General features: G+C 72.3%; 10 protein-coding genes. 4 read left to right on the plus strand and 6 right to left on the minus strand.

The genetic code is table 11. The annotated features are described in order from the left end of the window. Positions 1–207 precede the first annotated feature (207 nt). Positions 208–2,172: a putative bifunctional diguanylate cyclase/phosphodiesterase gene (locus ACZ7CD_RS28540; protein ID WP_360388371.1), complete on the plus strand. Its 1,965-nt coding sequence runs from the start codon at positions 208–210 to the stop codon at positions 2,170–2,172. A gap of 61 nt (positions 2,173–2,233) precedes the next feature. Here the strand turns inward: ACZ7CD_RS28540 and ACZ7CD_RS28545 are convergent, their stop codons facing one another. The 5 genes from ACZ7CD_RS28545 to ACZ7CD_RS28565 form a co-directional block, all read right to left on the minus strand. Then, entirely contained in the window at positions 2,234–3,562 is a 1,329-nt protein-coding gene (locus tag ACZ7CD_RS28545) for a M28 family peptidase (RefSeq protein ID WP_470380087.1), read from the minus strand. A gap of 78 nt (positions 3,563–3,640) precedes the next feature. Beyond that, entirely contained in the window at positions 3,641–4,627 is a 987-nt protein-coding gene (locus ACZ7CD_RS28550; protein WP_360387720.1) for a YbaB/EbfC family nucleoid-associated protein, read from the minus strand. A 164-nt stretch (positions 4,628–4,791) separates the two neighbouring features. Further along, a complete protein-coding gene (locus ACZ7CD_RS28555) occupies positions 4,792–6,105 on the minus strand; it encodes a PepSY-associated TM helix domain-containing protein (RefSeq protein ID WP_470380088.1) in 1,314 nt (437 codons plus the stop codon). Positions 6,106–6,178: 73 nt separating this feature from the next. Continuing rightward, positions 6,179–6,703, minus strand: a complete 525-nt coding sequence (locus tag ACZ7CD_RS28560) for a hypothetical protein (RefSeq protein ID WP_470380089.1) — start codon at positions 6,701–6,703, stop codon at positions 6,179–6,181. A 209-nt stretch (positions 6,704–6,912) separates the two neighbouring features. Further along, positions 6,913–9,765 (minus strand): helix-turn-helix transcriptional regulator, encoded by a 2,853-nt coding sequence (locus tag ACZ7CD_RS28565; protein ID WP_470380090.1) that lies wholly within the window; start codon positions 9,763–9,765, stop codon positions 6,913–6,915. 405 nt (positions 9,766–10,170) lie between these two features. Here ACZ7CD_RS28565 and ACZ7CD_RS28570 point away from each other — a divergent pair, with 405 nt between their 5' ends. Then, positions 10,171–10,566 carry a GNAT family N-acetyltransferase gene (locus tag ACZ7CD_RS28570; RefSeq protein ID WP_360387731.1) on the plus strand — a complete coding sequence of 132 codons (396 nt, stop codon included), beginning with the start codon at positions 10,171–10,173 and terminating at the stop codon, positions 10,564–10,566. A gap of 12 nt (positions 10,567–10,578) precedes the next feature. On the opposite strand, the gene ACZ7CD_RS28575 is transcribed toward ACZ7CD_RS28570, so the two are convergent. After that, a complete protein-coding gene (locus tag ACZ7CD_RS28575) occupies positions 10,579–10,887 on the minus strand; it encodes a hypothetical protein (protein WP_360387734.1) in 309 nt (102 codons plus the stop codon). A gap of 68 nt (positions 10,888–10,955) precedes the next feature. Between ACZ7CD_RS28575 and ACZ7CD_RS28580 the strand changes: the two genes are divergently transcribed. Together ACZ7CD_RS28580 and ACZ7CD_RS28585 are read left to right on the plus strand one after the other, a co-directional pair. Beyond that, complete coding sequence (locus ACZ7CD_RS28580; protein WP_360387736.1) at positions 10,956–11,342, plus strand: nuclear transport factor 2 family protein; 387 nt, start codon at positions 10,956–10,958, stop codon at positions 11,340–11,342. After that, positions 11,339–12,181: a hypothetical protein gene (locus ACZ7CD_RS28585; RefSeq protein ID WP_470380091.1), complete on the plus strand. Its 843-nt coding sequence runs from the start codon at positions 11,339–11,341 to the stop codon at positions 12,179–12,181. Before ACZ7CD_RS28580 ends, ACZ7CD_RS28585 begins: the two co-directional genes overlap by 4 nt. Positions 12,182–12,339: the final 158 nt, after the last annotated feature.

Here is a 12,339-nt window from a genome sequence, read left to right on the forward strand (position 1 = left end):
GTGCGAGGGTGAGAACCGCTGCCGGCAGGGCACGGGCAGGCGAAAGCATTGGTGGGCCCCATCGTCGGGTGTGCCGAGCGCCAGACGGTAGTGGGTCGGTGCCGATCACCGCCAGTGGTCCGGAAAGCACCGTCCGCGGGTTGCGTGCCATCCTTTGGCTGCGTACCAATGAGCACTTCGCACGAGTTCCGATCGTGAGGCGCGGTGATGCTGTCCACCTGGGTCGAGGCCCGCACGACCGCGCACACGACAGTCGTGAGCCTGGTGATCGGCCTGGCCACGCTCGCGGGGATCGCGCTGTGGATGAGCCTGAGCGCCCAGCGCGCCGCCGCGCACCTGCACGAGCTCAACGAGACCAGCGACCGCTGGGGCCAGGTCGTGCAGAACGTCGACGTGGCCGACCACGCCATGTCCGACTACCTGCGTTCCGGCACGCCGGTGATGCGGCAGCCGCTGGTCAGCGCGGCCGGTGCGGCGGGGGAGAGCCTGCGGTGGCTGGGCGACAACGGCGGCGCGGCCGACGTGCGCGCCGCCGGGATCGTCGGCGACCTGTACGGCGACTACACGACGCTGCTGCGCGACGTCGTGGCCCTGGGTGACGGCGGTGACGCGACCGGTGCCGCGCTGAAGGCCGACCAGGCCGAGCTCACCGTCGTCTCGCTGCGCAAACAGCTCTCGACCGTGGTGCAGCTCAAGCGCCTGGAGACCTCCGAGTACCTCAAGCACGCCGAACACCACAACGGGCAGCTGCGGATCGCGGCGCTGGTCGCGTTCGTGGTCGACCTGGGGCTGGTCGCGCTCTGCGCGGTCGTGCTGCTCGGCCACCGCCGCAAGATCCTGCGCCAGGCCGCGAAGAGCGAGCACGAGGCCTCGCACGACGCGCTGACCGGCCTCGCCAACCGCACGTTGCTGACGCAGCGGACCGAACAGGCGATCAGCCGGGCAGCGGTCTCCGGTGACCCGCTCGGGTTGTTCCTGATCGACCTCAACCGCTTCAAACCGATCAACGACACCCTCGGCCACGCGTTCGGCGACCGGTTGCTCCAGCACGTCGCGACCCGGCTGACGAGCGCCGTGCGCGGGGACGACACCGTGGCGCGGCTGGGCGGCGACGAGTTCGCGGTGCTGCTGCCCGCCGTCGGCAGCACGGCGAACGCGCTGGCCGTGGCGGGCAAGGTGCACCGGGCCCTGGAGGAGGCCGTCGACCTCGACGGCCTGTCGGTGGAGGTCGGCTGCAGCATCGGCGTCGCCCTGTACCCGAGCGACTCGACCGACGCGCACGACCTGCTCAAACACGCCGACATCGCCATGTACGCGGCCAAGCGCAACCGCCTGGGCACCACGGCCTACGAACCGGGCCTGGACGAGCACAGCGCCGCCCAGCTGACCGTGATCAGCGACCTGCGCCGGGCGATCGACCAGCGCGAGCTGGTGCTGCACTACCAGCCGAAGGCCGACGTGCGCAGCGGCACGATCTGCGGCGCCGAGGTGCTGTGCCGCTGGCAGCACCCGCGGCTGGGCCTGCTCGGCCCCGACCGGTTCATCCCCGCTGCCGAGGAGACCGGCCTGATCGAACCGCTCACCCGCTACGTCCTCGACCACGCGCTCGACCAGTGCCGGCGGTGGCACGCGGCCGGGCAGGAGGTGCCGGTCTCGGTCAACGTCGGCGCCCAGTGCCTGCACGACCTCACGTTCCCCGACCAGGTCCTCGACCTGCTCGCACGGCACGACCGCCGGCCGGGCGCGCTCACCCTGGAGATCACCGAGAGCGCCATCATCGCCGACCCGCACCGCGCCACCGAGGTGCTCGGCCGGCTGCGCGAGCTCGGCGTGCGGCTGTCCATCGACGACTTCGGCACCGGCTACTCGTCGATCGCCTACCTGCGCACGATGCCGGTGCACGAGATGAAGATCGACCGGTCGTTCACCACGAACATGCGCACCGACCCCAGCAGCGGGGCGATCACCCGCTCGCTGCTCGGCCTCGCGCACAACCTGGAGCTCGAGGTCGTGGCCGAGGGCGTGGAGGACGAGGAGACCTGGTCCGCGCTGGCCGCGCTGGGGTGCGACATCGTGCAGGGCTACTGCCTGAGCCGCCCGCTGCCCGCCGACGAGTTCGCGGCCTGGCTGCGCGAGCGGACGCCCACCGGGCTGACCGTTCCGAGCGGATGACCGCGGGCGCGCACCCCGGCGTGAGGTGCGCGCCCCCGTGCCGCCTCAGCGTCGGGACCGTTCAGCGCTGCGTGGCGAGCCGGTACGCCGCCGCGCCGACCAGCTCCATCGACACCTGGAGGCGTTCGAGGCTCACGTTGGCCGCGATCGTGTCCTCCGGCGTGTGGTAGATCGGCTCCAGCAGCTGCGGACCGCTCTCGCCGCGCCAGCTGAAGTTCGCCGACGCCATGCCCTTCTCGTGGAACGGCACGTGGTCGCTGGACCCGCGGGCCACCGGGCCGTGCACGCGCGGGTCGTAGCCGAGTCGCTGGGCGGCGGCGCGGACCTCGCGCGTGGTGTTGTTGTCGGCGCCGTCGACGGACAGCAGCCAGTACGCCGTGGCCGGGTCGTGGCTGGTGGCGACCATGTCGTTCTGGAACACGCCCGAGATGCGGGCGATCTCCTCCGGTGTGAGCTGCGAGACGTAGTGGCGGGAGCCGAGCAGGCCCTGTTCCTCCGAGCCCCACAACGCGAAGCGCAGCGTCCTGCTCGTCGGCAGGTGGCGCAGCACCCGCGCGAGCTCCAGGCACAGCACCGTGCCGCTGCCGTCGTCGTTGGCGCCCGGCGAGCCCGGAACGCTGTCGTAGTGCGCGGTGACCATCACGACCCCGTTGTCGCGCCACGGGAACGTGGCCGGGCGTTCGGCGATCACGTTGTAGGACGTCAGGTTCGCGTGGTGGGTCGTGGTGATCGTCAGCTCGGCCGTGCTGCCGCGCAGGCGTTCGGTGTGCACCTGGGCGAGACCGACCACCGGCACGGCGACGTTCTGGGTGAGGGTGGGGGAGAACGCGCTCAGCTTGCTCGCGGTCGTCGAGACGCGGCCGAGCAGGACGGCGACCGCGCCCTTCTCGATCGCGGCCAGCGTCGGCGCGGAACCGGTGGGGGCGTTGACGAACAGCGCGATCTTGCCGGTCAGGTCGGGCAACGCGCTGCCGTCGCCGACGTCGGCGACCGGTGCCGTGACCGTGACGCCGAGCGCGCCGAACCGGGACGCGCCCGCCTGCCAGCGCGCGCGGTCCACCACGACGTCGGCGAGGTACTTGTCCGGCACGGTGAACGGCTGCGTGGTCACCTCGTACCGCAGCTGCCTGAGCACCTTCACGAGGTAGTCGCGCGCCTGGTGCTCGGAGGCGGTGCCGCCGATGCGCGGGCCGATCCGGTCGCTCAGCACCCGCAGGTGCTCGAGCGCCTTGCGGGCCTTGACCTGTGCCACCACGGGGAAGTCGCCGAGGTGGAGGTCGGGCAGGTGCGAGGCGCCCGGCCGCTGCCGCGTCGCGGCCCACGCGCTCGCCGGGTTGGCCGCCACGACCGCAACACCGGCCGCCGCTGCGAGGAAGTCACGTCTGCGCATGGTGCGTCGCCCCCATCTCCCGTTGTCGACGTGAACGTACGGAGACGCCGGCGTGGAGGACAACCGACTTCCGGTGGGTCACGCGGCGTGGTCGAGCACGAGGTCCTGCACCCGTTTGCGGGCATCCGCGCGTGCCTTGCCGATGCACGCCATCAGCAACGCCGACAACACGTCGGGGTCCTGGTCGCGTGCGGCCGGGTCGAGCGCGATGCCGGTGGTGACACCGTTCGCGTCCACGGTGACGCTGACGGGTCCGGTCGACGCGCGTCCGACGACCGCGCCGAGGTCGCGCAACAGCTCGTGGTACCGCTCGCGTTCCTGCTGCGCGGCCGCCTCGGTCTGCTCCCGCCACCACGCCATCCGCCGCAGCAGCAGGTCCCGCGCGCCCACCGGGTCCGGCACCGGGACCGTCCACGTCCCGGACGCCGTCCGCAGCACGAGCGCGTCGTCCCGCGCGGTGACCTCGTCGATCCGGGCGAACGCCACTCCGGCGTCGACTCCCGCTGCCCGCCAGTCGACCCGGTCGGTGCCGATCACGACCCGCGTCCCGCCACCGGCCAGCACGAGCGGGAACGCCGTCGCACCGAGCTCCACGACCGGTGTCGCGAGCAACGACCGCTTCGCCAGCCGCGCCAGCCACCCGGCCGAGCCCGCCCCGAGCACGCCCGCCGCGCACAGCGCCTTCACCGCGACCGCCGCACCCGGGCTGAGCCGCAACGCGATCCCCGACCCCGGCAGCACGCCGAGCACCACCTGCGCCCCGGTCATCAGCGTGGTCGCGGGCAACCACGAGTGCGGGTCGCTCAACCCGTTGCGCCGCAACCACGACAGCAACGCCCAGGCGCACGCGGCCGCCGCCACCGCCGGGATCGCCGACCACCACGGCATGATCCGCTGCCCGGCCGACGTCATCCCGGCCAGCACGACGCACACGACACCGATCGCGGCGGGCAGCACACCCGCGGAGAACAGCAGCAACGTCCGGGTCCGCCGCCAGCGCCCGGCCAGCGCGCGCACGACCTGCGGGTCGTTGCTCAGGGGGACGGCGTGCGGGATCAGAGTCATCGTGCGCACCCCTCGTCAGCTCTCCGCCGCCACCTGCTGTGACGTGCGGGCCGACCAGGCTTCCCGGCGCACCTGGGGACAAATATGCCGCAAATGTCCAGATCAAGCAAGCCTTGTCCACTGTGGATGGTGTGGTGCCGGTGCGCACCACACCGTCCCGAGGGTCAGCTCGCCGCGGTCTTCTCCTCGCCCCGCAACCCGAGCAGCGCGTCCACCACGAGGAACGCCACGAGGCTGATCCCGAGCAACGGCGCGAACCACCCGACCACGACCGCGCCCACGCCGAGCGCCACGAGCGCCACCGGCGGCGCCTTGCGCCACTGCCCGCGCGGCGTCGGGCGGCCGAACCCGCGGGTCGGCCTGCGCTTCCACCACATCCGGTAGCCCATGACGACCAGCGCGACGAGCCCGCCGCCGAGCAGCAGCAGGAGCAGCTGGTTGGGCCAGCCGAACAGCACGCCCATGTGCGCGTCGATGCCCCACCGCGTCATCTTCGCCATGAACGGGAAGTCGGCGAACCGCACCGAGCTCACGACCGAGCCGTCCCGCACGGCCACCGCGTCGCCGTGGCTCGCGAGGCCCTTCTCGATCTCGGTGACCTTCCACACGCCCTCCGCGGGCAGCCCGATCTCGACCTGGCCCGCGTCGATGCCCCACCCGCGCGCGGTGGCCAGGACGGCGTCGACGTCCGCGGGGTCGGCGGCCAGCGCCTCGGTGTGCTCGCCGTGACCGGAGTGCTCACCACCGCCGGGGACCTGCAGCGCCGGGGTGGACCAGCCGAACGCCTCGCGCAGCGTGCCGATGTTCTCGCCGGCGTAGGCCGACCAGGTGAGACCGGTCGCGGACAGGAACAGCGCGCCCGCCAGCACCCACACGCCGAGCAGGCCGTGCTTGCGGATGCGCTTGCTGCCGCGGGCCCGCGTGAGCCACAGGACGAGACCGCCCAGCGCGATCACCCACAGCCAGGAGGCGGCCAGCTCGCTGTAGAGGCGGCCGGGCTCGCCGAGCGCCAGGTTGCGGTGCAGCTGGTCGAGCGTGGTGCGCAACGGCAGCACGCCGCTGGACCCGTAGACGACGAGGTCGCCGGTCACCTTCCCGGTGCCGGGGTCGACGAAGACGGCGCGGCGCTCGGACTCGCCCAGGCCCTCCTCGGCGAACAGCACGCGGGTCGTGTCACCGGGTTCGGCGGCCGGGCGTACCGCGACGAGGTCACCGGCGGGCGTGGTCGCCATCGCCGCGCTGACCTGTTCGGACAACGGGAGCTGTTGCGCGGACGCGGGAACGCGCAGCTGGTCCGAGTAGACCCACGACTCCAGCTGCGGGGTCAGCGCGTAGAGGACACCGGTCAGCGCGGCGACGAGGATGAACGGGCCGACGAGCACGCCGGCGTAGAAGTGCAGGCGCAGGAACAGTCCGCGCCAGGCGAACGAGGTCCTGGTCGCGGGCGCGGTGGCCGGCGGTGTTTCCGTGGTGGACATGGCAGAGCTCCAAGTGGGCGTGAACAGGCACCGGCCGGCGCACGAGCGCGCCGGCCTCGGGGATGAGGGGGAGTCAGGCCTGTTCAGCCGGGGGACCGCGCCACGACAGCACGTCCAGGACCACCGGGGCGGCCGGGACGTGCCGGTACACGGGCACGGAGAGGGGAGCCGTCGCCACGAACGGCGTCAGCTTGCGGGGCAGCAGCGAGGCGAGCGTGCGCGCCAGCCCGAGGACCGTGCGCTCGGCGACCGCCAGCGCGCCGACGACGACCGCCGTGGCCACGACGTGGGCCGCGGTCATGCGTTCGGCGCTGACGTACCCGGCGCTGACGTGGTCGTGCCGGGACGAGGCGAGCTCCAGCACGAGGTGCATCGCGAGCTGCCCGCCGCCGACGAGCGCCAGCAGCCGCGCCGGTGTGAGCTCGCGCCGTGCCAGCCCGCCCACCGCCCACGTCAGCAACGCGACAAGGGAGAAGACCAGCCCGGCATCGGGCAGGTGGCCATCGGCGCTGGAGTGCGCGAGGACGGCCAAGGCGCCCGTGGTCACGCCGACAGCTCCGCAGCGCGCACGGCGCAGAGGAGCGGAAGGCAGGGCCATGCAGGCAGAATAGTGGCCGGAACGCGGGGGGAGGACCTCCGATCGGCCCCAGGTGAGAACGTGCACACGGTCCGGTCCACAGTGAACCGGACCGCCTGCGCGTCCGTATCCCCATCAGGGCAACCGCGGTGTCGAAGCCCCGTTCGACGCGGGCCACCCGGCTGTGGCCGGCGTGGGATTCGACGCTTCGACACCCCCCGCAGGCGCCTCTAGGGCGCGATGCGGGCGAGGTCCACGCGCGACTGGATGGAGAGCTTGCGGTAGATCTGCCGCAGGTGGAACCCGACGGTGTGCGGCGACACGAACATCTCGCTCGCCACCTGCCGGTTGGTCAGCCCCTGCGCCACCAGCCGGGCCACCTTCGCCTCGGTGCTGGTGAGGCTGTCCCAGCCCGTCTCCGGCCGCGCCTCGTGGTTCCAGTGCCGCCGCCGCACGCCCAGCCTGCGCAGCTTGCGCCGCACGCGGGCCGAGTCCCACTCCGCTCCCAGCTCGTCGTAGGCGGCCATCGCCCGGTTCAGCCCGGCGATGGCGCGGTCGCGGTCCTGCTCGCGCAGCAACGTCCCGGTGTCCTCGATGACCGACGCCGCCGCCCACGGGTCGCCGTAACCGTCCTCCAGACCCGCCAAGGCGCTGACATCGTTGTCGTACAACGCTCTTCCGTGCCGTGCGGCCGCGAGGACCGTGTCGAAGCCGGGGTTCTCGGCCGCGATCCGCTCGGCGGCGGTCACGACGTTCCCGGCCAGCTGCCGTTCACCGGCGGACAGCGCCGTGCGGACCGCCCACGCCGTCATCGACGGGTCCTCCAGCAGGATCTGGCGGCACTGCTCGGTGTCCGTGATCGCCCCGCGCAGCTCGTCCATGGCGGCATGTGCGCCACGGCGTGCGGAGGTGACCACGGCGGCGAGCACGCGGATGAGCGCCGTCCACGGTTGCGCGCGCTCGGCCGGTGCGCGTTCCTCCAGCCGCCGCAGGCTGTCCGACGCCATGGCCAGATCACCGCGGCGCAGCGCCGAGATCACCAGCACCGCGCGCAGCTGCGGTTGGTACAACGGCATCTCCGCGCGTTCGGAGGCCGCCAGCCCGGCGCGCGCGTCCGCTTCCGCCGCCGCCAGCTCGCCCTTGGCGAGCAGGATCGTGGCGCGCAGGGCGAGCGGGACCGGGCTGAGCACGCCGTTGTGCTCGGCGTCGATGGCCGCGCGGGCGGTCTCGGCGGCGGCGAGCGCCTCGTCGAGCTTGCGGACCCTGGTGAGCAGCCACGCCCTGGTCCACAGCGGATCGCTCTGCCACGCGCGGGTGAGCGGGCCGCGCAGCCGCACCGCCTCGTCGACGGCGCTGATCGCCTCGTCGAGCCGGCCCTCCCGCCAGTGCGACATCGCCCGCACGTTGAGAGCGGCGGCCCGGACGTCGTCGCTGTGCGGCTCCGGCAAGTCGAGCACCCGGTCCGCGACGAGCGTGACCTTGCTCTGGTCGTTGTGCGACAACGCGTTGAGGAGCAGCAGCTCCGGGCACGGCTCGGTGGCGGGGTCGCGCAGGTCCGTGCCCGGCCGGGTGACCGACACGGCCTGGTTCGACAGGTCGTAGGCGGCCGTGGTGTCGCCGCGCAGCAGCAACGCCGTGGCGAGCCAGGTCCGCAACGGCCGGGTGAACTCGGGACCGCCGTGCAGGTGCTCGCCCAGCTGCTCGCGGGCCAGGTCCACGGCTTCGCTCAGGCACCCGAGCCGGACCAGCGCGGCCGTGGCGGTGGTGGCCAGCGCCGCGTGGTCGGCGCTGCCGGGGGTCGCGATCCGCAGCCCGCGGGTCGCGAGGGCCGACGCCGCCTGCGGCGAGGAGGCGAGCATCCGGTGCGCCGCCTCGCGGATCGTGGCGATCGCCGCGGTGTCGCCGGGCACCGTGCAGTGCACCAGGTGCACCGCGGCCGCCTCGGCCCTGGCGCGCGGGCGGGCCAGCAGCATCGTGGCGGCCTGGTGGTGCAGCATCGAGCGCAGCAGCTCGGGCACGGTGCCGAGGACCGCGCGCCACACCGGCTCACGGTGGAACACGAACTCGTCGGCCTCGCTGCCGATCAGCCCCGCGGCCAGCGCCTCCTGCAACGGCCCCAGCAGCTGTGCGGGGCGTTCGCCGAGCATCTCGGCCAGGTCCTGCGGCGTGAACCTGCTGCCCAGTACGGCGGCGACCTGCAGCACCTCCTGCGCACGGGTGGAGAGTTCCCACAGCCGCGCCTGCGCCAGCCGCACGAACGGCCGCGGCAGCGGTGCGTCCGGCTCGGCCTCGACCGCCGCGGAGACCCCCGTCGCCCACGGCCCGCCCACGAGCCGCGCCACGTGGTCGCCGGCCACCACGCAGCCCTCGCGGCGCAGGTCGAGCACCAGGTCGACGACCGCCTGCGGGGTGCCGCCGACGCTCTCGCACAACGCCACCAGGTCGTCGCTCGGCGTCGCGTCGAGCAGGTCGCCCGCGATGCCCGCGACCGCCGCACCGCTCAGCGGCGGCAACGGCCCGAGCCACTCGGTGCGGTGCCTGCGCGCCAGCACCCGCAACGCGACCCCGTTGGGGGACTCGGCGTGGTCGGTGTGCACGGCGAAGAGCCACAGCACCGGCGCCTTGTCCAGTTTGGACATCACGGCCCCCAGTGCCTGCAGCAGCGTGGAGTCGGTCCACTGCGCGTCGTCCACGGCCACCAGCACCGGTCCGCGCCGCAGGTGACCGGCGAGCTGGGCCTCGAACCGCCCGGCGAGCACGCCGACCCGGTCTTCCTCCGCCCGCCCGCCGCGCGCGTTGACCAGGGTGACGGCCCTGCCGTGACCGGTCTGCTCCGCCGCACCGTTGACGACCGCGAAGCCGCGCCTGGCCGCGGCCGACATCAGCTCCAGCAGCAGCCGTGTCTTGCCGGTTCCCGCGCCGGACTCCAGCACGACGACGTGCGCCCGCTGCTGCTCGGCGCTCTCGCGCATCAGCAGCTCGACGCGGCCGACCTCCGCCGTCCGGCCGTGCAGGGCCCACTGGGGGCCTGCGCTGTCCGGCGCCACCCCGTCCGCGAGCTCTTCGAGAATCCGACGCTCCACACTCTTCCTCCCCGACTGCGCAGATCACCTCAGGTGCGGCGTGTGCAAATAGAGGATAGGGACGACAAATGTCAGTCGGCTAGCACGTGTCTCAGTACGCCAACGGCTCATCATTCCGCCAGACGGGTGGTTGTCGTCCCTTTTCTGCATCATATCTGCAGCTCAGGACTGTGTAAAGAAAAATGTCAAAGAACCGAAACTGCCGCTTGAGACCATAACGACCTAAAGGGATCAGTAATCCGGAATTCGGGCTGCAACCGTTTTCTGGCACGTCGGGGCAGGTATGCCAATCAAGACGGAACGGGCAGAAACCGGACCTGTTCCGAAGGTTTTCGCGTGGAATTCGCGCACGAGCCACCGGCATCGGGTGAACGTTTCTGATCGGCGCGGTGGCAGGCTGCTGTCGTGATCACGTACAGCACCGACGTCGAAGATCTGACCGAAGCCGACCTGACGGGGTTCTTCGCCGGCTGGCCGAAGCCGCCGAGCCCCGCGCAGCACCTCGCGGTGCTGCGCGGCAGCTACCGTGCCGTCGTCGCACGCGTGGACCGGCAGGTCGCCGGCTTCGTGAACCTGATCAGCGACGGCGTGCTGACCGGGTTCGTCCCGTGGCTGGAGGTGCTGCCGCAGCACCAGGGCCGGGGGATCGGTGCCGAGCTGGTGCGCCGGGTCGTGGCCGAGGGCGCGCACCTGTACTCGATCGACCTCGTCTGCGACGAGGAGCTGCGGCCGTACTACGAACGCCTCGGCATGACCGCGGTCACCGGCATGATCCTGCGCAACCGCGACGCCTGCGGGTGAGCCCCGCGCCGCTCAGATCCCGTCCAGGTCCAGCACCTGCTGGTGCGGCCCGCCGGTGAACGAGCTCGCGAGCAGCCCCGCCGACCGGCACCGCCCGCACGAGACCGGCGAGGTGGTCGGCTTGAACCGGGTGAAGTCCCAGCTGCCGGTCCCGACGTGACAACCGGGACCGGGCACCTCCAGCCCGAGCCACCCCTGCAACCGCACCGCGTGCACCACGCCGGATCCGTCGAGATAACCGTTGAGCCGTCCCGCGAACCGGTCGCGCGCCTGCGCCGCGGGCTCTGCCAATGCCTCCTGCAACGCGGACATCCCGTTCATGCGTTCGATTCAACCTCACTCGCCCGTGCGCGCACGTGAACCACGCCGTCCGGGGTACGGTGCCGTTCATGAAGGCTTTCCGAGCGGCCGTCGAGGCCCGCGACACCGACGCCATGGCGGCCTGCCTGGCCGACGACGTGGTGTTCACGAGCCCCGTCGCGTTCTCCCCGTACCCCGGCAAGCCGCTGACCGCGGCGATCCTGCGCGGCGTCCTGCGGGTCTTCGAGAACTTCCGCTACGAACGCGAGATCGTCGACGGCGAGAACTCCGCGCTGGTGTTCCGCGCCGAAGTCGACGGCAGGGAGATCCAGGGCTGCGACTTCCTGCACCTCAACGCCGACGGCCTGATCGACGAGTTCACCGTCATGGTCCGCCCGCTGTCCGCGGCCCAGGCGCTGTCCGCGGCCATGGCGGCGCAGTTCGAGCAGATCAAAGCGGAGGCCATGTCCGCGTGAGTCAGGGGCGTGACGACGACCGCAACTTGAGCGTGGGCGACGTCGACGGCAACGTCGTGCAGGGCAACAGGATCGACCAGGTCACGGTGCACGGGCGCGACCGCCGGACGGTGGTCCTGCTCGCTCTTACCCTGGTGGTGGTGCTCGTGGCGGCGGCCGTGATCGTGTGGTTGGTGAGCAAGTCCGGCCAGCAGAAGCCGGGCGGGCAGAAGCCGGTCGGGCAGGAGGCGGTCGAGCAGAAGGCGACCGGCACCCCGCTGGCCGCCAAGGCCGACTACCGCCCGTACATGTGCGGCGCGGGCCACGTCGTGCCCGACCAGGGGCAGAGGTCGATCCAGTTCAGCACGGCACCGTCCGGTGCCGTCGCCGCGTCCGGTGCTCGGCTCGACGCAACCCTGCAGGGCCTGTCGTCGGTCGCGGTGGTGCTGCAGTCGATGCGGGCGGAGGTGATCAGCCGCAAGCCGGCGGTACCTGGGCTCTTCCTCCCTGCTCGCTGCGCCAGCGCGGTACCACCGAGGTTCTTCGCCGTCGACCTGTCCATTGACCCGCCCGTTGCCAGGCCGGTCGAGGGATCGCACAACGGCCAGTCGATCGGCGTGCAGGACTTTCCCTTCAAAGTCGATTCCGTCGACGTCGAGAAGCTGGTCGTGCGGATGGAGTCGCGGAACGAGGACGTCGAGTGGGTGCTGTGGGTGCAGTGGACCTCCGGCACCGACAGCGGCGAGCTCCGCATCGACGACGGCGGCAAGCCGTTCCGCACAACCGCTACCAGCGCCGCCCGACGGTGGTGTGTCGACGAGGCGGTCGAGCCGATGATGTGGAGGCCGGCGTGCGACTGATTCCGACGGTCTGATGTGGACCTCTCGGTGGTCGGCGGCGCCGACCGCTGCACCGAGTGCTCGTAGACGCTGACATGCCGGGCGCTGGCGGCGAGGAATGGCTCGGCGTAGCGGCCCAGCCCGGCACCCCGCACTCGATGACGAACACTCCGACGGGG

The organism is Lentzea sp. NPDC036949, from assembly GCF_055608075.1.